General features: G+C 62.4%; 20 protein-coding genes. 17 read left to right on the plus strand and 3 right to left on the minus strand.

The annotated features are described in order from the left end of the window. Window positions 1-8: 8 nt before the first annotated feature. The 5 genes from ISS99_RS11895 to ISS99_RS11915 all read left to right on the plus strand — a co-directional run bounded on the left by ISS99_RS11895 (window position 9) and on the right by ISS99_RS11915 (window position 5,479). Complete coding sequence (locus ISS99_RS11895) at window positions 9-392, plus strand: RidA family protein (RefSeq protein ID WP_204631834.1); 384 nt, start codon at window positions 9-11, stop codon at window positions 390-392. 80 nt (window positions 393-472) lie between these two features. Then, window positions 473-2,587: an ATP-dependent DNA helicase RecG gene (gene recG / locus ISS99_RS11900; protein WP_204631835.1), complete on the plus strand. Its 2,115-nt coding sequence runs from the start codon at window positions 473-475 to the stop codon at window positions 2,585-2,587. 69 nt (window positions 2,588-2,656) lie between these two features. Next, the gene (locus ISS99_RS11905; RefSeq protein WP_204631836.1) at window positions 2,657-3,598 is read left to right on the plus strand and encodes a nucleoside hydrolase; all 942 of its coding nucleotides are present in this window, start codon (window positions 2,657-2,659) and stop codon (window positions 3,596-3,598) included. A 103-nt stretch (window positions 3,599-3,701) separates the two neighbouring features. Beyond that, window positions 3,702-3,947: a type B 50S ribosomal protein L31 gene (locus ISS99_RS11910; protein ID WP_204631837.1), complete on the plus strand. Its 246-nt coding sequence runs from the start codon at window positions 3,702-3,704 to the stop codon at window positions 3,945-3,947. Between the two features lie 236 nt (window positions 3,948-4,183). After that, window positions 4,184-5,479, plus strand: a complete 1,296-nt coding sequence (locus ISS99_RS11915; protein ID WP_204631838.1) for a citrate synthase — start codon at window positions 4,184-4,186, stop codon at window positions 5,477-5,479. A gap of 73 nt (window positions 5,480-5,552) precedes the next feature. On the opposite strand, the gene ISS99_RS11920 is transcribed toward ISS99_RS11915, so the two are convergent. Then, window positions 5,553-6,230 (minus strand): hypothetical protein, encoded by a 678-nt coding sequence (locus ISS99_RS11920; protein WP_204631839.1) that lies wholly within the window; start codon window positions 6,228-6,230, stop codon window positions 5,553-5,555. 165 nt (window positions 6,231-6,395) lie between these two features. Beyond that, window positions 6,396-8,927, minus strand: a complete 2,532-nt coding sequence (locus ISS99_RS11925) for a penicillin-binding protein 1A (protein WP_204631840.1) — start codon at window positions 8,925-8,927, stop codon at window positions 6,396-6,398. 248 nt (window positions 8,928-9,175) lie between these two features. Here ISS99_RS11925 and ISS99_RS11930 point away from each other — a divergent pair, with 248 nt between their 5' ends. From ISS99_RS11930 to ISS99_RS11980, 11 genes are all read left to right on the plus strand, one after another. Continuing rightward, on the plus strand, window positions 9,176-10,234 hold the full coding sequence (locus ISS99_RS11930) for a pilus assembly protein PilM (RefSeq protein WP_204631841.1): 1,059 nt from the start codon (window positions 9,176-9,178) through the stop codon (window positions 10,232-10,234). Next, entirely contained in the window at window positions 10,234-10,941 is a 708-nt protein-coding gene (locus ISS99_RS11935; protein WP_204631842.1) for a PilN domain-containing protein, read from the plus strand. Before ISS99_RS11930 ends, ISS99_RS11935 begins: the two co-directional genes overlap by 1 nt. Further along, on the plus strand, window positions 10,938-11,609 hold the full coding sequence (locus ISS99_RS11940; RefSeq protein ID WP_204631843.1) for a type IV pilus inner membrane component PilO: 672 nt from the start codon (window positions 10,938-10,940) through the stop codon (window positions 11,607-11,609). The genes ISS99_RS11935 and ISS99_RS11940 overlap by 4 nt, the downstream gene beginning before the upstream one ends. Then, window positions 11,606-12,145: a pilus assembly protein PilP gene (locus tag ISS99_RS11945; RefSeq protein WP_204631844.1), complete on the plus strand. Its 540-nt coding sequence runs from the start codon at window positions 11,606-11,608 to the stop codon at window positions 12,143-12,145. Before ISS99_RS11940 ends, ISS99_RS11945 begins: the two co-directional genes overlap by 4 nt. A gap of 55 nt (window positions 12,146-12,200) precedes the next feature. After that, entirely contained in the window at window positions 12,201-14,381 is a 2,181-nt protein-coding gene (locus ISS99_RS11950) for a type IV pilus secretin PilQ (protein WP_204631845.1), read from the plus strand. Window positions 14,382-14,509: 128 nt separating this feature from the next. Then, the gene (locus tag ISS99_RS11955; protein ID WP_204631846.1) at window positions 14,510-15,505 is read left to right on the plus strand and encodes an AAA family ATPase; all 996 of its coding nucleotides are present in this window, start codon (window positions 14,510-14,512) and stop codon (window positions 15,503-15,505) included. Next, entirely contained in the window at window positions 15,502-16,434 is a 933-nt protein-coding gene (locus ISS99_RS11960) for a DUF58 domain-containing protein (RefSeq protein ID WP_204631847.1), read from the plus strand. The genes ISS99_RS11955 and ISS99_RS11960 overlap by 4 nt, the downstream gene beginning before the upstream one ends. Then, window positions 16,431-16,934: a DUF4381 domain-containing protein gene (locus tag ISS99_RS11965; RefSeq protein ID WP_204631848.1), complete on the plus strand. Its 504-nt coding sequence runs from the start codon at window positions 16,431-16,433 to the stop codon at window positions 16,932-16,934. Before ISS99_RS11960 ends, ISS99_RS11965 begins: the two co-directional genes overlap by 4 nt. Further along, window positions 16,927-17,904, plus strand: a complete 978-nt coding sequence (locus ISS99_RS11970) for a VWA domain-containing protein (protein ID WP_204631849.1) — start codon at window positions 16,927-16,929, stop codon at window positions 17,902-17,904. Before ISS99_RS11965 ends, ISS99_RS11970 begins: the two co-directional genes overlap by 8 nt. Next, window positions 17,901-19,868 (plus strand): tetratricopeptide repeat protein, encoded by a 1,968-nt coding sequence (locus ISS99_RS11975; RefSeq protein ID WP_204631850.1) that lies wholly within the window; start codon window positions 17,901-17,903, stop codon window positions 19,866-19,868. Before ISS99_RS11970 ends, ISS99_RS11975 begins: the two co-directional genes overlap by 4 nt. After that, window positions 19,865-21,574 (plus strand): BatD family protein, encoded by a 1,710-nt coding sequence (locus ISS99_RS11980; protein ID WP_204631851.1) that lies wholly within the window; start codon window positions 19,865-19,867, stop codon window positions 21,572-21,574. The genes ISS99_RS11975 and ISS99_RS11980 overlap by 4 nt, the downstream gene beginning before the upstream one ends. On the opposite strand, the gene ISS99_RS11985 is transcribed toward ISS99_RS11980, so the two are convergent. Beyond that, entirely contained in the window at window positions 21,561-22,082 is a 522-nt protein-coding gene (locus ISS99_RS11985; protein ID WP_204631852.1) for an O-acetyl-ADP-ribose deacetylase, read from the minus strand. The genes ISS99_RS11980 and ISS99_RS11985 overlap by 14 nt on opposite strands. A gap of 343 nt (window positions 22,083-22,425) precedes the next feature. Between ISS99_RS11985 and ISS99_RS11990 the strand changes: the two genes are divergently transcribed. After that, entirely contained in the window at window positions 22,426-22,899 is a 474-nt protein-coding gene (locus ISS99_RS11990) for a MarR family winged helix-turn-helix transcriptional regulator (protein WP_204631853.1), read from the plus strand. Window positions 22,900-22,903: the final 4 nt, after the last annotated feature.

Raw genomic sequence — 22,903 nt, forward strand, 5'->3', positions numbered from 1 at the left:
TCATCCCCATGTCTCGCGCGATCATCTCCACCGACAAGGCTCCGGCTGCCATTGGCCCTTACTCGCAAGCCGTGCGTGCCGGCAATACGGTGTATTTTTCCGGGCAAATTCCGCTCGATCCCGCCACCGGGGCCTTGGTCGAGGGCGATATCAGTGCGCAAACGCGCCGCGTGTTCGACAACCTGGTAGCCGTGGCGCAGGCTGCCGGCGGCTCGCTGGGGCAGATCGTGCGGGTGGGCATCTACGTGACGGACCTGGCGAACTTCGCCGCCGTCAATGCAGTAATGGGTGAGTACTTCCAGCAACCGTATCCTGCTCGTTCCACCATCGAGGTGTCCGGCTTGCCGAAGGGCGCGCAGGTGGAGGTCGACGCGGTGATGGTGCTGGACTGATCGATCAGCGCGTTGATAACCGACAACGTTCGTCGGCAATCACGCTGCCGACGTGACGCCGCTCGGTTAGTCTTGCATCGATGGCCGTTTCCCGCACCGAAGCGTCGACTGAATCCGCTGCCGATCCCGGCGGTTTGCCGGTGGGCAGCCTGGGCGGCGTAGGGCCGGCCCTGGTCGATGCCTTGGCGCGCCTCGGGCTGCATTGCGTGCAGGACCTGTGGTTCCATTTGCCGTTGCGCTATGAGGACCGCACGCATCTCATGCCTTTGGGCGATTTGCGCCCGGGCATGCGTGCGCAAGTGGTGGGTGTCGTCGAGGCGGTCGAAAAGGGTTTTCGCTATCGCCCGCAGTTGAAGGTGGCGATTGGCGACGGTGTGATGAACACCTTGCTGTTGCGCTTCTTCCACTTCAATCGCTCCCAGGCCGAGCAGTTTCGCGTCGGCATCAGGCTGTTGTGCTATGGCGAAGTGCGTCAGGGTGCGGGCGGTCTGGAAATGGTGCATCCGCAGTATCGGCGACTGGATGAAGGTGCCGAGGTGACCCTCGACGAATGCCTGACGCCGGTTTATCCGACCACCGAGGGGCTGGGACAGAAGCGGTTGGCCGGCGTCGTGGCAAAGGCGTTGCAACGACTGCCGGCGGAAGCGGAGCTGGAGTTGATTCCGCCGTCGCTGTGCGCCGAATGCGGGTTGACCTCGCTGCGCGAAGCGTTGCTTTACGTCCATCGCCCGCCGCCGGATGCTCACGTGGATCAGCTCTCGCAAGGGCGGCATCCCGCGCAGCAGCGCCTGGCCTTCGAAGAGCTGCTTACCCAGCACATGAGCCTGAAACGATTGCGCGCGGCCGTGCGCGAACGCCGAGCGCCGGCGTTCGGTGGCCGGGGCAGGCTGCGCAAACGCTGGCTGGATGCGCTGCCGTTCAAGCTCACTGCGGCGCAGCAGCGCGTGAGCAAGGAAGTGGCGGTCGATACCTCCCAGCCGCGACCCATGCTGCGCCTGGTGCAAGGCGACGTGGGATCGGGCAAGACGGCGGTGGCTTGTGCGGCGGCATTGTCGGCCGTCGAGGCGGGTTACCAGGTCGCCTTGATGGCCCCCACGGAATTGCTGGCCGAACAGCATCTGCGCAATTTCCGCCACTGGCTGGAGCCGATGGATATCGCGGTGGAATGGCTCGCCGGCAAGCAGCAGGGCAAGGCGCGCAAGCAGGCGATGCAGCGGGTTGCCGACGGAGCATCGATCGTCATCGGCACGCACGCCTTGATGCAGGAAGGGGTCGAGTTTGCGCGCCTTGGCCTGGTGATCGTTGACGAGCAGCATCGCTTCGGTGTCCAGCAGCGCCTTGCGTTGCGCGACAAAGGGCTGGAGGGCGAGCTGGTGCCGCATCAGCTGGTGCTCACTGCGACGCCGATTCCGCGCACGCTGGCGATGAGCGCTTATGCCGATCTGGATATTTCCGCGATCGATGAGCTGCCGCCGGGACGCACTCCCGTGCAGACCATTGCGATTTCCAACGCGCGTCGCGAAGAGGTTGTCGAGCGCATTCACGTCGCCTGCATGGAAGGGCGACAGGCCTATTGGGTCTGCACCCTGATCGAGGAAAGCGAGCAGTTGCGCGCACAGGCCGCCGAGGCGGCGCATGCGGAGCTGACGCACGCGTTGACCGATTGCAAAGTCGGCCTGATCCACGGGCGCATGAAGCCCAAGGAAAAGCAGGCGATCATGGATGCTTTCAAGCTCGGCGAGTTGTCGGTGCTGGTGGCCACTACGGTGATCGAAGTGGGCGTGGACGTGCCCAACGCCAGCCTGATGGTCATTGAAAACAGCGAGCGCCTTGGCCTGGCTCAATTGCATCAATTGCGAGGGCGCGTCGGGCGCGGCGCGGTGGCGTCCAATTGTGTGCTGCTCTATCAGCCTCCTTTGGGGCAGCTGGCGCGCGAGCGCCTGCAAGTGATGCGTGAAACCAACGACGGCTTTCGCATCGCCGAAAAAGATCTGGAGTTGCGCGGTCCCGGCGAAGTGCTGGGTACGCGGCAGACCGGGCAACTCAGCTTCCGCATGGCCGATCTTGCGCGCGATGCGCATTTGCTCCCGGCGGTTCAGCGCGTCGGCGAACAGATGCTGGCGCATCATTCCGAACGAGCAGGGCGTCTGATTGAGCGTTGGATCGGCGGCGCTGCTCGGTACGTCAACGCTTGAGCGCGGATAGCATGCTTGTTCGCCTTTGCTTGGCCGCAATAAGCTAGCCCGCCCACGCAAGGAATTCCCATGAGCAAGCCGCTACTTCTGATCGATACCGATCCCGGTGTGGATGACGCGCTGGCCATTCTGATGGCGCACGAGCACGCCGACGTGTTGGGGCTGAGCATTGCCGCAGGCAATGTCGGGCTTTCGCATACGGTGCGCAACGCACGCACGCTGGTGGATCTGGTGGGGGCGTCGACTCCAGTGTTTGCCGGTTGTCCTGCTCCGCTGGTGCGTCTTCCGGAAGAGGATGCGGCGTTCGTGCATGGCCGCGATGGTTTGGGTGACGTCGGTTTTCCAGAGCCGGGCAGCCGCATTGACGACGAGCATGCCGCGCTGGCGCTGTTGCGTCTGACCCGTGAGCATCCGGGGGAAATCACCCTCGTGGCGCTGGCGCCGCTGACCAATCTCGCCTTGGCGTTGAAGCTCGATCCTTCGTTGCCGCAGCGGGTGAAGCGTCTGGTGGTGATGGGTGGGGCCGTGACCGGCCACGGCAATACCGGCCGGGTGCCTGCCGAATTCAACGTCGGCTTCGATCCTGAGGCGGCGCACGTCGTGTTCGAGGGGTTCCCGGAATTTGACCTGGTCGATTGGGAACTCACCCTTCGGCATGCCTTCGACGAGGCCGATTTCGATCAATGGTTGGCACAGGGCGATCGACGGGCGGCGTTTTTCGGTCGGGCATTCCAGGTGGCGCGGGAGACCAATCGACGCAGCGGCCGGCGTGGCATCATTGCCGCCGATGCGTTGGCGATGGCCGTGGCGATCGATCCGTCCGTGGTCGTGCGCAGCGAACGCCGTCACGTCGGAGTGGAGCTGGATGGACGCCTGACGCGCGGCGCCACGGTGGTGGATTGGCAGGGCCGCCTGAAACGGCCGGCGCAGGCCAATGTCGTGCTCGAGCTGGATCAGCCGAGGTTTGCGGCGATGGTGCGCCGGGCCTTGGGCGCGGATGGGGCGGCCTGAAACGTGCCATTGCCCCTGATTGGCGCCAGGGCAGGGCGGGTTGACTAAGTGCTTGGATGGTCAATATAATGCCGCTCTTTTCACCCACCGCTTTGAGTCTGTCATGAAGCCCGATATCCATCCGAATTACCGTCAGGTGGTGTTTCAGGATCTCTCGTCCGAGTTCGCGTTCCTGACGCGTTCGACGATTGCCTCCAAGGAAACCATCAAGTGGGAAGACGGCAACGAGTACCCGCTGATCAAGGTGGATATCTCCAGCCATTCGCATCCTTTCTACACCGGCAAGCAGAAGACGCTTGACGTTGGTGGCCGCGTGGACAAGTTCCGTCGCCGCTACGCGCAGAAGTAAGCATTCTGCATACCTGCTGTCATCGGCGGGTTAGCTGTTCCACACAGGGCAGGCCGAGCGCCTGCCCTGTGTTTTTTCGTGTGTCAATTGGACCATGCGGCCTCGGATGTTCATCTGCCGTTGTGCGATAATGGATGGGATGCATCGTCGATTCCCCGCGACGGCGCGCCTTTCCTTCGCCGGCTGGTTGCCGTTCCGCGGCTACCCCGGCGGCGACCCATGTGTAGGAGGTTTCCGTGTCCGATTCAAAGTCCGTCAAGCTGGTAGATGAGTCCAACGGCCGTAGCAGCGAACTCCCGTTGCTGACCGGTACGATTGGTCCCGCCTGCATCGACATCGCCCCGCTGTACAAGGACACCGGGCACTTCACCTACGATCCGGGGTTCGGCAGCACCGCCAGCACCAAGAGCGCCATCACCTACATCGATGGTGATCAGGGCGTGCTGATGTATCGCGGCTACCCGATCGAGCAGCTGGCGGAGAAGTCGAGCTTCCTCGAAGTGTCGTACCTGCTGTTGAACGGCGAGCTGCCGAACAAGAGCCAGTTCGCTACGTTCGAAAACGACATCACGCACCACACGATGATCCACGAATCGCTCAAGCGATTCTTCGAAGGCTTCCACCACGACGCTCATCCGATGGCCATGCTGGCCGCATCGGTGGCGTCGCTGTCGGCGTTCTATCACGACGATCTGGACGTCGATAACGCGGAAGACCGCAAGCTGGCCGCGATCCGCCTGATCGCCAAGATGCCGACCATCGCTGCAGCCTGCTATCGCTATTCGGTCGACTGGCCGTTCCGTTATCCGCGCAACAACCTCGAGTACGTCGATCGCTTCCTGCACATGATGTTCGAAGTGCCCAGCGAGCCGCTGACGCTCAGCCCGGTGGCCGCCAAGGCGCTGGATCTGTTGTTCATCCTGCACGCCGACCACGAGCAGAATGCCTCCACGTCCACGGTGCGTCTGGTCGGTTCCACCGGTGCCAACCCGTATGCGTCGATCGCCGCCGGCATTACCGCCTTGTGGGGTCCCGCCCATGGCGGCGCCAACGAAGCCGTGCTGAAGATGCTCGAAGAGATCGGTACGCCGGACAAGGTGGAAACGGCCGTCAAGCGCGCGAAGGACAAGAACGACAACTTCCGCCTGATGGGCTTTGGCCATCGCGTGTACAAGAACTTCGATCCGCGCGCCAAGATCATCCGCGAGATGTGCCACAAGGTGCTGGCGGAGCTGGGCGTCAACGATCCGCTGCTCGACGTGGCGATGAAGCTGGAAGAGGCGGCGCTGAAGGACGATTACTTCGTGGAGCGCAAGCTGTACCCGAACGTCGATTTCTACTCGGGCATCATCTACAAGGCGCTGGGCATTCCGACCGAGATGTTTACGGTGATGTTTGCCATTGCGCGCACGGCCGGCTGGATCGCTCATTGGATCGAACAGCACGAAACGCCCGGTTCGCGTATCGGTCGTCCGCGTCAGTTGTACGTGGGTTCGGACAAGCGCGATTACACGCCGATGGACAAGCGCTGATCATTGCGTTGAGGCACGTGCAAAAACGCCCGGCTATGCCGGGCGTTTTTGTTTGCAAGCCTTGGTGTGCCAGTTAGCGCAAGGCTGCTGCGAGCTTCCTTTCAAATTCGTCCTGCTCGCCTTCCTCCTCGGCCAGCATGATTTCAACCATGGCCAATGATGCTCGGCGCATGGGTTTCTCATCGATGCGGTCGAGCGGGGCCTGCCTCAGTGCGTCGTGCGGGAGCACGGTCAGGTCGAAGGGAAGGTTGTCGGCGGCGAACAGCAGCACGGGATATTCCACTTGTTCTTCGCGACTGATGCGCAGGCGGCGGGTCTGTGTTTCGACCGGTATGCCGCGTTCGCGCAGGAAGATGACGATGGCTTCCGGATCGTCGCTGAAAACGTGCAGACAGACGGCCGAGTGCGAATCGGCAGTCCCGTCGAGCACGGCACCTACCAGTCGCGGTTCGAAGTCTTGCAGGAAGCGCATGGCCTCAATGGCCGCCTCGCGCCTGGCTTTGAGCAACTGCGGTTGGCTGTCGCCCTGGAAAAGACGCTGGTGCTCGCGCAGCGCCTGCTCGATTTCGTGATTGCGGGGGAGCGCCTGTTCGTCGAGGACGCCCAAGCGTTCGGCGGCCTTGCGTTTGGCGTGGTGGAAGTCACGGATGCCGTGTTCGCTCATCAGTCGCGCCGCTTCCTGGGCGACGCGTAACCGGTTGCGCTGCACACGATCGTGTGCGTGGATGCGATGGTGTTCGCCTCGTGCCATGGCTACGGCCCTCAAATTGCGCGTCCGAAGGCAAGACTACCCGAAAATTATCAGGATGTTGAGAACGTGCTTTACTGCACTTTCTCAACTCATCCGGTACAGCTTCAACCGGCCGGGCCCAAGGGCTTCCGGCCGGTACGTTCCGAAACGAACGTTCAGTTTCGGTCAGAAGATGTCGTTGGCCTGTTGCTGATCCTGGTTCTGCTGCTGCTGTTGCTGGGCCTGGTTGTGCAGGCGGTCGACGTCTTCCACCTTGAAGATTTCGGACATGGCATCCGGATCGCCCTGCTCGGTCGGCAGGCCGCTTTCGCGATTGATCTGCACGGTGGTGATGCCGGGGGGCATCGGCAGGCTGCTTTCCGGTAGCCCCTTGAGGGTGTCGCCCATGTAGTCGATCCAGATCGGCAATGCAGCCTTGGCGCCGAACTCGCCCTTGCCAAGGGAGCCGAAGTCGTCGAAACCCACCCATACGGCGGTAGCCAGGTTGCCGTTGAAGCCGACGAACCAGGCATCGCGATGATCGTTGGTGGAACCGGTCTTGCCGGCCAGGTCGGGGCGATTGAGCACCTTGGCGGCGTAGCCGGTACCCATGGGCGACTGGATGACATCTTTCATCAAGGACGTTATCAGGTAGTCGTTGCGGATATCGATGACGTGCGGCGCCAGCACGGGGGCGGCTTCGCCGCCGTGGGCGTCGGCGGGAAGTGCCGTCTCTTCGGCCATCGACGTGCTGCTGGACGAGGCGGGGGTGCTGGTAGAGCCAGCCGGTACGCCATTGGTCAGCAAGTTGGCCGGCGGAGGCGCGGGCGGGGTGTTTTGCAGCAAGCGCGCCTGGCAATTGGCGCATGCCCGGGCCGGGTTGGCGACGTAGACGGGTTTGCCGTCCCGGTCATCGATTTCGCTGATGAAGTACGGGGTGACCAGGTAACCGCCGTTGGCAAACACGGAATAACCGCGGGCCATGCTCAGCGGCGAAACCGAGGCCGTGCCCAACGCCATGGACAGGTTGTTCGGCAGGGCATCGAGCGGGAAGCCGAAGCGGGTGACGTAGTCGCGGGCATAACGCACGCCGATGGCGTCCAGCAGGCGCACCGACACCAGGTTTTTCGACTCGATCAGTGCCTCGCGCAGGCGCATCGGGCCGGCGAACTTGTTGTCGTCGTTGGAGGGGGTCCACAACCCGTTCGGCTGCGAGGGGTCGGGTAGGGCCAACGGAGCGTCATTGACGATCGAGGCGGCGGTGTAGCCGCGTTCGAACGCCGCCGAATAGATGAACGGCTTGAAGCTGGAGCCCGGCTGGCGCGCCGCCATCACCGCACGATTGAACTTGCTGCGCTGGAAATTGAAGCCGCCGACCAGGGATTGGACGGCGCCGTCTTCCGGATCGAGCGAAACCAGTGCGGCCTGTGCCTTGGGAATCTGGGTGAGCTGCCAGTTGCCCTTGTCGTCGCGAATCACGCGGACGATGTCGCCGGGCTTGAGCACCTCATTGACCGCCTTGGGTGCTGCGCCGACGCGGCTGTCGCTCAGATAGGGGCGCGCCCAGTCCATGGCGCCGAGGCTGAGCTGTATGGTCTGCTTGTCGGGCAGGTAGACCGACGCCTCGCTGGCCGAGGAGGCGATGACCAGGCCCGGAACCAGGCCGGCGACATCCGTATAGCTGGACAGGAGATTGCTGTAATCGGCACTTCCGGCCCCCGGAGGGAGTTCCTGGTGGGCCTCCGGACCACGCCAGCCATGGCGATGGTCGTAGATCGACAGGCCATCGCGCACTGCGGCGACGGCGGCTTCCTGGCGGGTGCTGAGGATCGTGGTCTTGACCACGTAGCCTTCGGTCAGTGCATCGTTGCCGAGCCTGTCAAGCGCCTGCAGGCGGACCATTTCGGCCAGATAGGGGGCGTCCACCTGGATCGGCTGCTCGTGCGGGCCGGCATCGTCGGGGGCGTTGATCGCCTCCTGATACTGCGCCTGGTTGATGTACCGATGTTCCAGCATCTGGCCGAGAACCCAATTGCGACGGGCGACCAGGCGGGGGGTATTGGTGAGCGGATTGACCGCCGAGGGCAACTGGAAGGTGGAGGCAATGGCCGCGCACTGGGCGATGGTCAGCTGGTCCAGCCGCTTGCCGTAGTAATACTCGGCGGCGGCGGCGATCCCGTAGGAGCGGTGCCCCAGGAACATTTTATTGAGGTAGAGCTCCAGGATCTGGTCCTTGGTAAGCTCACCCTCCATGCGCAGCGCGATGAACATCTCGATCAGCTTGCGCGAGTACAGCTTTTCCGGGCTGAGGAAGAAGTTGCGGGCGACTTGCTGGGTGATGGTCGAGCCACCCTGGGTCTTGTTGCCCCCGGAAGCCACCACGTGGAAGCCGGCGCGCATGACCCCGCGCCAATCGACGCCCGGATGGCTGTAGAAGTCGGCGTCCTCGGCCGAGAGCACGGCATGCTTGAGCATGTCCGGCACCTGGTCCATGGAAACGGGGATGCGGCGCGTCTCACCGAAGGTTGCGACCAGCTTGCCGTCGGCACTCAGGATGCGCAGTGGCACCTGCATGTGGTAGTCCTTGAGCACCGCCACCGAGGGGAGTCGGGGGGCGACCAGCCAATAGGCGACGCCTGCGGCGGCGGCGATCAGGAGGAGCCCGCTGAAGCCAAGGATGAGGAACCAGCGCAGCAGGGCTTTCAGAATTCGCGTCATGTGGTTGTAGCGAGACCTGAGTCAAAACAGCCCAGAGTATAGATGTTGCAGTATGTGCGCCATTAGCGACGGATTAGCAAAACCTTAATCGCGGTATCCGGCGAGGTGGTCCAAATGTGCAGGCCATCACGCCAAAAGTCTCGAAGAAGATCGTGTAGGCCGTTGCTATTGCGTTAATTTTTGGATCTAATGATCCGGCAATCCTGCCAGTTACTGGCGGAAGCGCCAGGGGTCAAGGGGGAAAAACCGTGGGGCTCTTTACACCCAAGAAGCCGCCGCTCGTTGGTGTCGACGTCAGTTCGACGGCCGTCAAGTTGCTGCAGCTCAGTCAGACCGGAGGCCGCTATCGCGTGGAGCACTACGCGATCGAGCCGCTGCCCCCTAACGCCGTCGTCGAGAAGAACATCGTCGAGGTCGAGGCCGTCGGCGAGGCGGTGCGACGCGCACTGGCCCGTTCCGGCGCCAAGATCAAGCACGCAGCCGCCGCGGTTGCGGGTTCAGCCGTGATCACGCGCATAGTGCCGATGGCCGCCGAACTTTCCGACGAGGATCTGGAAAGCCAGATCCAGGTGGAAGCCAACCAGTACATCCCGTACCCGATCGAGGAAGTTAGCCTCGATTTCGAGGTGCTGGGGCCGGTTCGCGACAACCCCGAAATGAACAACGTGCTGCTGGCCGCATCGCGTACCGAAAACGTCGACATGCGCGTTGCCGCACTCGACCTGGGCGGTCTGACGGCGCAGGTCATCGACGTGGAAGCGTTCGCCATGGAGAACGCGTTCACGCTGATCGCCGATCAGCTGAACGTCGGCCGCGATGCCCTGGTGGCGGTGGTCGATGTCGGCGCGACCATGACCACGCTCTCGGTGCTGAAGAACCAGCGCACCATCTACTCGCGCGAGCAGGTTTTCGGCGGCAAGCAGCTCACCGATGAAATCATGCGGCGCTACGGCTTGTCCTACGAAGAAGCCGGCCGTGCCAAGCGCAAGGGCGGGTTGCCCGAGTCCTACGAAACCGAGGCCCTGCAGCCGTTCAAGGAATCGCTGGTCCAGCAGATCAGCCGCCTGCTGCAGTTCTTCTACGCGGGCAGCGAATACAGCAAGGTCGACCAGGTGGTCCTTGCGGGCGGCTGTGCATCGATCGATGGCATTACCGCGATGTTGGAAGAGCAGCTCGGTTTGCCGTGCATCGTTGCCAATCCGTTGGCCCGCATGTCGCTGTCCAGCCGCGTGCAGGCGCAGTCGCTGACCCAGGATGCGCCGGCGCTGATGATCGCGGTCGGACTCGCCATGAGGAGTTTCGACTGATGGCACGCATCAACCTACTTCCCTGGCGCGCCGAGCGCCGCAAGCAGCGGCAGCGCGAGTTTTTCATGCAGCTGGGCGCCGTTGCGCTTGCTGCCATCGGATTCCTGCTGTTGTGGGGCTTCTGGATGGGCATGCGCATCGACAACCAGAACGAGCGCAACGCTTATTTGAAAGATCAGATCAAACAGGTCGATGAGCGCCTGACCAAGATCAGCGACCTGGAAAAGGTGCGGTCGCAATTGCTGGCGCGCAAACAGATCATCGAGCAATTGCAAGCCAATCGTTCGCAAATGGTGCATCTATTCGACGAACTGGTTAAGACCATACCGGGTAGTGCACGCCTGACTTCGATCAAGCAGGCCGGCGACACCATGGTGCTCGACGGTGTAGCGCAGTCGAATGCCAGCGTCGCCGACTACATGCGCAACATCGAGGCGTCGCCGTGGATGGGGCAGACCGACCTCAGCAAGACCGAGAACACCCACGACGCGTCGCGCATGCCGTTCACGTTCGGCTTGACCGTTGCCTTGCAAAAACCCAAGTCGGACGACGGCACCGGTCAAGGCGTGGCGCCGGCTTCATCGAGCAGTAGCAGTTCGGCGACTACACCTGTGGTCCCTGCAAAACCTGCTGCAAGTCCTCAGGCAGTTGCGCCAGTTGCAACCAAACCTAGTGCTGCACCGGTCAAGGGAGGAGCCAAGGCATGAAACTCCTCGACGATCTGCGCAGTCTGGATCGCAACAACGTAGGTGGCTGGCCCAAGTCAGTCAAAACCTTTTTTACCGCACTTTTGTTTGTCGTCATCGTGTTCTTCGGCTGGTATCTGTTTATCAGCAATCAGCAGGACTCGTTGCAGGGCCTCGTCGGCCAGGAAGACAAGCTGAAGCAGGAGTTTTCGGAAAAGCAGGCCAAGTCGGTCAATCTCGAGGCGCTGCAGCAGCAGTTGGACGAGATGAAGGACATGCTCCGCCAGTTGCTCCGTCAGCTGCCGAGCAAGACCGAAATGCCCGAGCTGCTGGTGGATGTCTCGCAGACGGCACTTTCTGCCGGCCTGCAGCAGGAGCTGTTCCAGCCCGGCACCGAGGTCGTCAAGGACTTCTACGCCGAGAAGCCGATTCAGTTGAAGATGATTGGTACCTACCATCAATTCGGCACCTTCATCAGTGGCGTGGCTTCGCTGCCGCGGGTGGTGATTCTCACCATGCACGACGTGTCGCTCACACCGTATAACCCGACCGGCAAGGGAGCGGAACCGGGCCCCAACCAGCTGCTGGTGCTGCAAGGCACGGTAAAGACCTACCGCTATCTCGACGATGCGGAAACGAGCGAGGCCGCGGCCAAAGAGAAGAACAAGAAATTTGGGGGGCGGAAATGAGCAACGTATCTGCCATGAAACCCCTCCGTGTGGCGAAGGCATGCCTCTTGGCAGGCGCCTTGCTTGCGCTCGCCGGCTGCACCCGTGGCACGTCCGACCTGCACGACTGGGTCGCGCAGGAAAAGGCCAAGCGGGGCGCTCCCATTCCGCCGTTGCCGGTCATCAAGACCTTCGAGACATTCGTCTACAACGACCAGGACAAACGCGACCCGTTCAGTCCCAGTCCGGACGAGCTCAACCAGAACAACGGTCCCCGGCCGGACGAAGGCCGAGCCCGGCAACCGCTCGAGGCCTACTCGCTGGATAGCTTGAAGATGGTTGGCACGATCGGTGCTGGTGCCAACATGGAAGCCTTGATCAAGGATCCGGGCGGAGTGATCCATCGCATGCGCACTAACGAATACATGGGCCAGAACTATGGCCGCATCACTGCCATCAGCAGCGATCGGGTCGATCTGGTCGAACTGGTTTCCAACGGCAATGGCGGCTGGATGGAACGTCCGGCCAGCATCGCGCTCGTCGCGAACGCGAAATAGAAATACAGGGGCTGATGCAATGACTAATTCAATCAAACCAGTCCGGAGCCGAGCCATGCACCTGGCTAGCCGTTGCCTGATGACGATGATGATGTTCGGCGCAGTTGGCTGGGCGCAAGCTGCCACAGCGACCAGTACGCTGCAAAACATCACCTATAAGAGCCTGCCTGGTGGGCGTGTCGAGTTGCGCATGAGCTTCGACAACAGCCAGGTTCCACAGCCGAATATCTTCACCACGGACAATCCTCCGCGAATCGCCATCGATCTTCCCGATACGGTGAACGACGCGGCGCGTCACCAGGATATCGGCGTCGGCACCACCAGCGGCGTCTCAGCCGTCGCCGCTGGTGGCCGCACGCGCGTGGTGGTCGAGCTGATGCAGGCTTCGACGTACAAGTCGCACGTCGAGGGCAACAATCTGGTACTGGATGTTAACAATGGTGCGCAGACGCAGCCGATGACGACGGCGTCGACCATCGATCCGTCCAAGGCGCTGCCTTCGGCATTGAACGGTCCTGCGATCACTAATATCGATTTCCAGCGTGGCGCCAACGGTTCTGGCCGCGTGCTGATCAATTTCAACGGTTCCGGCGCCAATGCCAATATGCATCGGCAGGATGGCAGCATCAGCGTGGATATCGACAACGTGCAAATGCCGGCCGACCAGGCCAAGCGTTTGAATGTGCTCGACTTCGCCACGCCCGTGCAGTCGATCTCGCCGCGGTCCACGCCCAATGGCGTGCACGTCGATATCGCTTATAGCGGGGACGTGGAAACCTCTTCTTACCAGACTGCCAATCAATATGTCGTCGAGGTCACGCCCAAGAAGCAGGCGTCGAAGGATACGAACCCGGGTTCGTTTGCACAGCCGGTGTATACGGGCAACCGCGTGACCTTCAACTTCCAGGACATCCCGGTACGCTCCGTGCTGCAGTTGCTGGCCGATTATTCCGGGCTGAACATGGTGGCCTCCGATACCGTCGGCGGCAGTATCACGCTACGCCTGAATAATGTGCCGTGGGACCAGGCGCTGGATGTGATTCTGCGCGCCAAGAGTCTGGACAAGCGCCGTGATGGCAACGTGATCTGGATCGCCCCGCAGAAGGAACTGGCCGACTACGAGCAAAATATTGCGGATGCCCGCTTCAAGGCCGAAGATACTGCGCCGTTGATCACCACTTATGTGCCGATCAGCTATGGCAAGGCGGTGGATATTGCCAAGTTGTTGACGACTGGCAGCATGCAAAGTATTGCTGGTGGTGCTGGCAGTGCTGGTGGTTCGGGCGAGGCGAGTACTCACCGTGGTTTCCTTTCCCCTCGCGGCAGTGTTACTTATGATCAGCGCACCAACACGTTGCTGATCAACGACACGGCGGAAAAGACGGCTGAGCTGCGCACGATCATTTCGCAGCTTGACCGCCCAGTGCAGCAGGTCATGATCGAATCCCGCATCGTGATCGCCAGCGACTCGTTCGAGCGCGACTTGGGCGTGATGTGGGGTGTTGCCGGCCGACAGGTTAACCCCAGCGGGCAGGTGCTGTCCGTCGGCAGCGGCATTCCTACGACGCAGCAGATCGCGAACGGAACCACCAGCAGCACGTATCCGTTGATCTCGGGCATGAACGTCAATCTCCCCGCTGCTCCGAACACGGGCGTAGCCTCGACGATTGCCGCTGGTATCCTTGGCAAGAACTACGCGCTGGACCTGGAACTCTCGGCGGCACAGGCCGAGGGTCGCAGCGAGGTGGTGTCCAGCCCGCGTGTGATCACCGCTAACCAGCAGGAAGCGGATATTCGCCAGGGTCAGGAAATCGGCTACGTGACGTTCCAGAACACCAGTGGCGGCTCGGGTACCAGCGGTACGGCCACGGTGTCATTCAAGGATGCCGTGCTGGAGTTGAAGGTCACCCCGACCATTACGGCTGACCGGCGCGTCTTCCTGGCCATCAACGTGAACAAGGACTCGCTCGATCACTACATCACGGTGACGGGCAGCGGCCAGGTTCCGGTGATCGATACGCGCTCGCTCAACACCTCGGTGCTGGTTGACGACGGTCAGACCGTGGTACTGGGCGGCATCTATGACGTGACCAAGTCGGACACCGTCAACAAAGTCCCTGGTCTGGGCGACATTCCGGGTCTGGGCTTCCTGTTCCGCAACACCCAGCACATTAACGACCGGGACGAGCTGCTGATCTTCGTGACGCCGCGCATCCTTAGCGATAGCCTGCAATAAGGCGGACGTTGAACCAGGTAGAAAGGGCGGCCTCTGTGCCGCCCTTTTTGCGTCAAGCGGTACTGGGATGGCAAACTTTTTTGCCTCGCCGCGGTCTGAGCCGGCACGAAGCAGTACAGGATTGTCGGATGGATATGCCTCAAGTCTCCGCCCCAGGGCACCTGCAACAAGCGTTTTCCAGGCTCCGCGATGATTTGCAGCAGCACGTCATTGGCCAACCCCGGCTGATCGACTGCCTGTTGATCGCCTTGTTGGCCGACGGCCACCTGCTGGTCGAAGGTGCCCCCGGGCTGGCCAAGACCACTGCCGTGAAGGCGCTCGCCGGGTGCATCGAAGCCGATTTTCATCGCGTACAGTTCACGCCGGACCTGTTGCCGGCGGACCTCACCGGTACCGACATTTTCCGGCCGCAATCGGGCAGCTTCGAATTCGAACGCGGGCCGCTGTTTCACAACATCGTGCTGGCCGACGAAATCAATCGCGCGCCGGCGAAAGTGCAATCGGCGTTGCTGGAGGCCATGGCCGAACGGCAGATTACGGTAGGGCGCAATACCTGGCAGCTGCCTGAGCTGTTCATGGTGATGGCAACGCAGAATCCGATCGAGCAGGAAGGTACGTTCGCGTTGCCCGAAGCGCAGCTGGACCGCTTCATGATGCACGTGACGATCGGCTATCCCGACGCCGCCGCGGAGCTTGCGATTCTGCGTCTGGCGCGCGAGCAAGCGGCGAAAACGGTGCGGCAACCGGTCAAAGCACCCGCCGTGGTCACGCAACAGGATGTGTTTGCAGCGCGCGAAGCCGTCCTCGGCGTGCACGTAGCACCCGCGCTGGAGCAGTACCTGGCGCAGTTGGTACTCGCAACGCGCGATGCAGGGCGTTACGGCCCCGAGCTGAAACGTTGGATCGCGTGGGGCGCGAGTCCCCGAGCCACGATTGCCCTGGATCGTTGCGCCCGTGCCCATGCCTGGCTGAGCGGGCGCGAGTTTGCATTGCCGGAGGACGTACACGCGATCGTCTACGAGGTTTTGCGTCACCGCGTACTGCTCAGCTACGAAGCGGAAGCCGAAGGCGTGCGTAGCGAAAAAGTCATCCATCGCCTGCTGGATCTCGTGCCCCTGCCGTGAGCGCCGTGGCCTCGAACCAAGCGGATGGCGATGGTCGCGTCACCGTCTCGCTGGCGGAGCTGATCTCGCTGCGCAATCGTGTCGCGCGTTTGCGATTGCCGCCGCAGGACAGTCGCGCGATGCGCGTCGGCGCGCAATCCAGTCGCCTTTATGGACGAGGCATGGACTATGCGGAATCCCGCGCGTATCAGCCGGGCGACGACGTGCGCCGCATGGACTGGCGTCTCACTGCACGCAGCGGTCGCCTGCATACCAAGCTGTTTCAGGAAGAGCGGGAAGGTCAGTTGCTGATCGTGCTCGATCGACATCCCTCCATGCATTTTGGAACGCGGGTGCGCTTCAAGTCCGTGCAGGCGGCGCGAGCGGCGGCGTTGGCGGCGTGGTACGCCGTGCGCGCGGGGGAACGAGTCGGGTTGATGCAATTTGGAAGCCACACCCACCTGCAGCGTCCGCGCGGTGGCGTGCACGGTGCTCTCGATGTATGCGGTGCCATAGCAAAGGGCGATGCAGGCTCATCCGGTCACTATGAGTCGCTGTCGCAAGCATTGCAGCGCGTCAACAAACTTCAGCACGGCGCGAATCGCCTGGTGCTGATTACGGACGGACAAAGTAGCGACGATTCGGCCCACCGTCATTTGCTGGAGACGATGCGGCATACGGCGGTGCGCGTATTGATCGTTGCCGATGCGCTGGAGTTGGCTCTGGCGCCGCCTGGTCATTACCCTATCGAGCACGATGGAGAGCGGCGCACCCTGGTTCTCCGATCGGAAACCCAGCGTGCATCCTTCCAGCAAAGCCTGGGCGCCAGCTTGTTGCGGCTTGCGACCATGACGAAGTCACTCGGTATCCCTACGCGCACCATTGATACGGCTGGCGATCCTCTCGACGCCGTGTCCGCCCTGCTGCGCGACGGTGGGACGAGACGATGAACGGGTTGTCTTCCGAACCGCAGAATGCCTTGGTCTTGCGGGACATCCATCTACCGCCGGCACCCTCGTGGTGGCCCCCGGCGCCAGGATGGTGGGTGCTTTTCGGTCTTGTATGCGTGGCTGTGATCGCGACTGTCTCGCTATATCGAAGGGCGCGCAGGAAGCGCCTCATCCGCCAACGCGTGCTTGCTGAAATCGATGCATTGGCGGCACGCCATCCTGAAGACGATGCGGCCTACGCGACGGCCCTGCACCAGCTGCTGCGCCGGGCGGCACTTCGTTACGCGCCGGATGCGCACGTCACACGAGGCGAGCACTGGCGGCAGGTATTGGCCGGGGTGCCGGCGGATGACGCGACACTCGACGCGTTGATGACACTGGAGGCACGCATGTATCAGCCGCGAGCGGAATTCGATCGACGTGGCGTACAGGCGGCCGCGCAACGATGGCTTGCCGCCGCTGTGCGCCACGCAAACGTCGGGGAGCCGGGGCATGCCTGAATTTGCCTGGCCCTGGGTATTTGTCCTGTTGCCATTGCCTTGGCTGATGTGGCGGACGTTGACGCCGGCCGCGCCGGGGCAGGCGATGCGTTTGCCGCATGCGTCGCTGAAGTGGGCGACGGCTGAGCGTGGTCAAGCCCGCAACGCAAGCACGTGGCTGTTGAGTTTGGGATGGCTGTGCCTGCTCGTCGCGGCAGCGAGGCCGCAAATGCTGGGGCCGCCCCAGACTCAGCAGCATAGCGGCCGCGCGATGATGCTGGCGGTGGATTTGTCGGGCAGTATGCAGACGCCGGACATGCAACTTGGCGGCCAGCAGCTCAGCCGTTTCGGTGCCGTAGAGGCGATCGCGGGAGATTTCATTTCGCGGCGGAAAGGCGACGAACTGGGATTGGTGCTGTTCGGAACGAATGCCTTCCTGGTGACGCCGATTACCTACGACCTGCATGCGGTGCGCACGCAATTGCAAGGTGCCGCGGTGGGGCTGGCCGGTACGGAAACGGCCATTGGTGATGCGATCGCCGTGGCAACCAAGCGCCTGGCGGCGCTGCCCGAACAGGCCCGCGTACTGATTCTGCTCACTGACGGCGTCAACAATTCCGGCAGCATTACGCCGTTGGACGCGGCCAAGGCGGCCAAGGCGGCGGGCGTCCGCATCTACACCATCGGTGTCGGCGCGACTCGCATGACGGTACCCGGCTTGTTCGGCGACAGCGTCATCAATCCTTCGGCCGATCTCGACGTGGATATGCTGACCACCATCGCCAATGAGACCGGTGGACATTTTTATCGCGCGACGGATGGGAATCAGCTGGCCGATGCCTACCGTGCGATCGACGCGCTGGAGCCCATGCCGCAGCACGGCCCCAGCTTTCGCTTGCGGCACGAACTATTCCGCGCCCCGCTGATCGCAGCCGCCTTGTGTTTGCTGCTGGGGCTGTGGTGGCCGCGCTGGAGGGGCATTGGCGCATGAGCCAGTGGCTGCATCAGTTCCATTTCCTGGAGCCGGAGTGGCTGTTTGGCCTGCTGGCCCTGCCGCTGTTGTGGTGGTTTGGCTCGCTTGGCGATGCCTCCCGGCGTGAGCTCAGTCGCTTGGCCGATCCGGAACTGCTGCCGCATCTGCTTGGTGGCAGTGTGCAACGTGCGCGATGGCCATCCGGACTGCTTGCCCTGGGATGGATACTTAGCGTGCTCGCCTTGTCCGGTCCGACCTGGAGTCGCATCGCCGAACCTTTCTATGCGAATCGTGCCGCACAGGTCGTCGCGATCTCGCTGTCGCAGCATGCGCTCGCGCACGACGTAGCGCCCAGCCGCATGGATCGGGCGCGCTACAAGGCACGGGATCTTCTCGCCGCGAACAAGGACGGCTTGAATGCCTTGATCGGTTACGCCGGGCAATCCTTTGTCGTCGCACCGTTAACCAGCGATGCACATAGCCTGGATGACCTGCTCGATGCCATGGCGCCCGATACCATGCCGGTGGATGGCAATGATGCCGCGCAGGCCATAGAGCAGGGCGTGCAGTTGATTCAGCACGCCAAGGAGGCAGGCGGTTCGATCGTGCTCATTACCGATGACGCCGATGCGGATGCGCAGGTGGCCGCACGCAAGGCATTGGCCTCCGGCGTACGCGTTTCAGTGCTCGGCATGGGAACCGAGCAAGGTGCGCCAGTAACGCAATCGGACGGAAGTTTCATGCACGACGACCAGGGCAATATCGTGGTGGCGCGCCGTCACGATCAGAATCTGCGCGAGCTGGCGCAGGCAGGTGGTGGTGCCTATGTCGCTATGAGCGATGACGGCAGCGACGTTGCCGCATTGCGCGCCCAACTGCAGCCGGCGCAACACGCTTCCCTTGCGCAGGGCCAAAGCGGCGATGCATGGCAGGACCGCGGACCGTGGCTGCTATTGCCTTTGCTACTGGTGGTGGCCATGGCGTTCCGGCGCGGCTGGGTGTTGGTGTTGCCTTTGGTGCTGCTGCCGCTTCTGCCGATGAATGCCCATGCATCGGGGTGGCAAGACTGGTGGCGGCGCCCCGATCAGCAGGCGGCAAGCGCACTCAAGCAAGGCAATGCCGCAGAAGCTCAGCAATTGGCACAGGATCCCGCGTTGCGCGGTGCCGCGGCCTATCGCGCCAAGGATTTTTCCGCATCCGTGCAGGCGTTGCAGCAAGCCAAGGGAGCGGATGCGAAGTACAACCTCGGCAATGCGCTGGCTCGATTGGGCCGCTATCCGGACGCCATCAAGGCTTACGACGAAGCGTTGAAACTCGATCCGCGCAACGAAGACGCGATCGCCAATCGCAAAGCGGTGTATGACGCAATGCAGCAGTCGACGCAAAAATCGTCTTCGCAGCAGCAACAGAAGTCAGGCAGCGGTCAGAACGGCAAAAGCGGTCAAGCCGGGCAGGGTAGTCAATCGCAACAGTCGCCGGGTCAGCAAGGTCGCGGCTCGTCTTCCGGGCAAGGCCAGTCTGGCCAGCAGCAAGACAGCGCACGACAAAATGGCCAGGACCAAAACAATCCGCAGCAAAGAAATGACGAGCAGAACGGCGAGCAGAAGAAAGATCAACAACCGTCGTCGCAGTCGGGCAATGATTCCGACCAGGCTAAGCAACGAGCGAACCGGGACGCAGCCAGCCAGAATCCCGCACCTTCTTCTTCGACGGAACAAGCGAAGGCCGACAAGGCCCAGCAAGGTTTGCAGGCGCAAATGAACAACGCGCTCGCGCAGGCGGAAAAGCCTGCGCAGAAGCCCGCGCCTACGCACGAACTGGGTATGACCGACAGCGACGATCCCCTGTCGAAACTTCCCAATGACGTGCGGCGCAATCTGCAACGCGTGCCTGATGATCCGGGTGCATTGTTGCGAAGGAAGTTCGAGCTGGAATATCGCGAGCGCATGGGTGCCCAACCGGATGCTGGAGATCAACCATGAGTTATCGCTGGTTGCTGCTGCTTTGCCTGCTGCTTCCGCTTGGTGCGTCGGCAGCCAGCGTGCAGGCTTCGCTCGACCGCAATGATGTCCGTCTCGGCGAGACCGTGACGCTCAATGTGCGCATCAATGGCAGCATGAATGCGAACACGCCCGATCTCAGCGTGCTGGACAACGATTTCGAGGTGCTGGGCAGCTCGACCAATAGCTCACTAACGGTGGTGAACGGTCGTCAGAATGCAGAGCTGATCATAGGCATCGCTTTGCGGCCCAAGCACGTTGGCGATCTGCAGATCCCGTCGCTGACGGTGGCCGGTAGCCAGACCGCGCCGCTGACCCTGCACGTAGGACCGCCGGACACTTCCACCAGTACGAGCGCGCGCAAAGACATCTTCATAGAAACGAGCGCCGCACCGGACCACGTCTATACCGGCCAGCAATTGCTCTACACCGTGCGCCTGTTTCTGGCCGTCAATCTCAACGGCGGCACCCTGCCTGACCCGCATCCCGACGGCGTGGACGTACGGCGCCTCGGTAACGACACCGATTACGAAGTCGAGCGCAACGGTCGCCGCTATCAGGTGATCGAGCGGCGCTACGCGATGATTCCGCAACGTGCCGGTGCGCTGACCATTCCCTCGATCGAATTTCAGGGCGAGGCGGTGGAGCCTGGTAATCCGAACGATCCAGGCAGTTTTTTCGGTCAGGGCGGCTTGTTCGGCAACACCTCGCCGGTTACCGCCGATTCGTCTCCCGTCTCCGTGGATGTCCAGGCAGCGCCTGCCGATTGGGGTGCGACGTCATGGCTGCCGGCGCGCGACTTGACCCTCAAGGTCGAAGGTTTGCCGGGTGACGACAAGGCGCAGGTAGGACAACCCATCAATCTGCGCATGAGTATCGATGCGAAGGGGCTGCCTGCGGAGAGTTTGCCGGAGCCGAGCCTTCCGGCCATCGACGGCGCAACGGTTTATCCCGACCAGTCGACCACCGCCACGCACGATGACGGTCAGTGGCTGAGCGGACACCGTGGGCGCGGTTTTGCGATTTTTCCGCAGCATGCGGGGACACTGACCATTCCGGCGATCAGTCTCACCTGGTTCGATGTGCAAAGCGGGCAGAAGAAAACCGCAGCCATTCCCGCACACACCTTGACTGTCGCGGCGGCGGCAAACAGTGGCCCAACGGCTTCCTCGTCGACAGGCACGGCTGCGGCACCTGTCCCGGCGCAAGCACAGAGCGCGAATCAAGGCGTGCCGGCTGTATCGACTACGCCATGGCGTTGGATTGCGCTTGGCAGCATCGGTCTGTGGCTGATCAGCATGCTTGCGTGGTGGTGGTCGCGCCGCCAACGTCAAACGAAGCCGCCGGTTTCCGGACCATCTATCCAGGAATCGTCACGGGCATCGCGCCAAGCCTTCATGGAGGCAGCGCGTGGCAATGATCGAGCGACGCAGGCGCGGCGCCTGCTCGCGTGGGCACGCAGCGAACGGCCGGGATTGCACAACCTCGGGCAGCTATCTGCGGCGCTCGCATCGGAACCGCAGCGCGCTGCGATCGAGCGGTTGCAGCAACTGCAGTACGCCCGAGCGGGGGTTGACGACGGCAGCGACCTGGCGGCGGTATTCGCGCAGGGTTTCGACTGGAAGAGTGAGGGTGGGCCGCAACAGGATTCGCCCTTGCCGCCGCTCTATCCCTTCAAGCTTGATTGAGCGCGTGTTGCCAGATCGCGGACATCGCCTGGTCGAAGCAGCACAGTTGTACGTCCAGATTGGGGCGATCAGCCAGTTCGTCGCGTAAGGCAGCGATGGCAACCACGGCGGCCTGCTCTGGCGGATAACCGTAGACGCCGCAGCTGATCGCCGGGAAGCCGACACTGTGCAACTGATGCTGGACGGCCAGTGCCATGCTGCTGCGATAGCAACTGGCCAGCAATACCGCTTCCCCGGCGCGGCCTCCATGCCACACGGGGCCGACAGTGTGGATTACGTAGCGTGCCGGCAGTCGGAAGCCTGGTGTTATGCGGGCCTCGCCGGTAGGACAGCGGACACCTGGTGCTACCTCTGGCAATGCCCTGCAGACAGCCAGCAGGTCCGGTCCTGCGGCCCGGTGGATGGCACCATCCACGCCGCCGCCACCCAATAGCCCGGGGTTGGCGGCGTTGACGATGGCATCCAGCGCCAGTCGGGTGAGGTCGGCGGTGATGACGACAATCGGCATTCGTTGAGGTTGCTCTGATCTATTCCACGCACCCGGCATGACGTCCAGAAGGCCCGCAGGCTGCACCGCGCGGCGCAGGGCATGGCCGTCTGTTCAAGACGCGCGGTGCAGCCTGCGGGCCTTCTGGACGTCACCCCGTCTTTCAATTCTGACTGCTGGGGCCGCACAGTATGCGCGTTGGGCGGCATCCCAGCGTCTTGACAGACAGCCAGTCTGCCTGCACCGCTGGGATGCCACCCAACGCGCATACTGTGCGGTGACGGGTACGTGGAATAGATCAGAGCAACCTTAAGGCCGTTTAGGCTTATGCTTGGGGCACGTAACACCCAGAGTGCTACACATCATGGCAAACCCGGAAGACATTTCCTTTGGTTACCTGCTCAATGACGTCACCTTGCTGTTCCGCAAGCACTTCGACCGGCGGGCGGTGAAGTTTGGGCTGACTCGCGCCCAATGGCGCGCCACCAAGATGCTGTACCACCGCGAAGGCCTGCGGCAGACGGAGCTGGCTGAATTTCTGGAGATGGAGCCGATCGCGGTAGGTCGCGTGATCGATCGCCTGCAAGCTGCAGGGTTCGTCGAACGGCGGCCCGATCCGAAAGACCGGCGTGCCTGGCGCCTCTACACCACCGCGCAGGCCAGCGGGGTGATTGACGACATGGAGCGCATTGCCTACGAGTTGCGCCGCGAGTGCACGGCGGGCGTCACCTATGAGGAGCTGTCCCAGGCGATGGACGTGATGACCCGCATCAAGGAAAACCTGCAAGCGCTCGATACGAGCGAGGCACCCGCCGAATCAGTGGCAAAACAGGGCTGAAACT

Origin of the sequence: Dyella mobilis, assembly GCF_016904945.1 — a bacterium.
In the GTDB taxonomy this organism is placed as follows: Bacteria; Pseudomonadota; Gammaproteobacteria; order Xanthomonadales; family Rhodanobacteraceae; genus Dyella_B; species Dyella_B mobilis.

What these genes read in the sequence shown, in the direction of transcription:
- ISS99_RS11935 (WP_204631842.1), top strand. Translation starts at nt 10,234, where the DNA reads ATGGCACGCATCAACCTACTTCCCTGGCGCGCCGAGCGCCGCAAGCAG.
- ISS99_RS11985 (WP_204631852.1), bottom strand. Translation starts at nt 22,082, where the DNA reads ATGCCGATTGTCGTCATCACCGCCGACCTCACCCGACTGGCGCTGGAT.
- ISS99_RS11950 (WP_204631845.1), top strand. Translation starts at nt 12,201, where the DNA reads ATGCACCTGGCTAGCCGTTGCCTGATGACGATGATGATGTTCGGCGCA.
- ISS99_RS11920 (WP_204631839.1), bottom strand. Translation starts at nt 6,230, where the DNA reads ATGGCACGAGGCGAACACCATCGCATCCACGCACACGATCGTGTGCAG.
- ISS99_RS11895 (WP_204631834.1), top strand. Translation starts at nt 9, where the DNA reads ATGTCTCGCGCGATCATCTCCACCGACAAGGCTCCGGCTGCCATTGGC.
- ISS99_RS11910 (WP_204631837.1), top strand. Translation starts at nt 3,702, where the DNA reads ATGAAGCCCGATATCCATCCGAATTACCGTCAGGTGGTGTTTCAGGAT.
- ISS99_RS11965 (WP_204631848.1), top strand. Translation starts at nt 16,431, where the DNA reads ATGAACGGGTTGTCTTCCGAACCGCAGAATGCCTTGGTCTTGCGGGAC.
- ISS99_RS11970 (WP_204631849.1), top strand. Translation starts at nt 16,927, where the DNA reads ATGCCTGAATTTGCCTGGCCCTGGGTATTTGTCCTGTTGCCATTGCCT.
- ISS99_RS11905 (WP_204631836.1), top strand. Translation starts at nt 2,657, where the DNA reads ATGAGCAAGCCGCTACTTCTGATCGATACCGATCCCGGTGTGGATGAC.
- ISS99_RS11925 (WP_204631840.1), bottom strand. Translation starts at nt 8,927, where the DNA reads ATGACGCGAATTCTGAAAGCCCTGCTGCGCTGGTTCCTCATCCTTGGC.
- ISS99_RS11990 (WP_204631853.1), top strand. Translation starts at nt 22,426, where the DNA reads ATGGCAAACCCGGAAGACATTTCCTTTGGTTACCTGCTCAATGACGTC.
- ISS99_RS11940 (WP_204631843.1), top strand. Translation starts at nt 10,938, where the DNA reads ATGAAACTCCTCGACGATCTGCGCAGTCTGGATCGCAACAACGTAGGT.
- ISS99_RS11975 (WP_204631850.1), top strand. Translation starts at nt 17,901, where the DNA reads ATGAGCCAGTGGCTGCATCAGTTCCATTTCCTGGAGCCGGAGTGGCTG.
- recG (WP_204631835.1), top strand. Translation starts at nt 473, where the DNA reads ATGGCCGTTTCCCGCACCGAAGCGTCGACTGAATCCGCTGCCGATCCC.
- ISS99_RS11945 (WP_204631844.1), top strand. Translation starts at nt 11,606, where the DNA reads ATGAGCAACGTATCTGCCATGAAACCCCTCCGTGTGGCGAAGGCATGC.
- ISS99_RS11955 (WP_204631846.1), top strand. Translation starts at nt 14,510, where the DNA reads ATGGATATGCCTCAAGTCTCCGCCCCAGGGCACCTGCAACAAGCGTTT.
- ISS99_RS11980 (WP_204631851.1), top strand. Translation starts at nt 19,865, where the DNA reads ATGAGTTATCGCTGGTTGCTGCTGCTTTGCCTGCTGCTTCCGCTTGGT.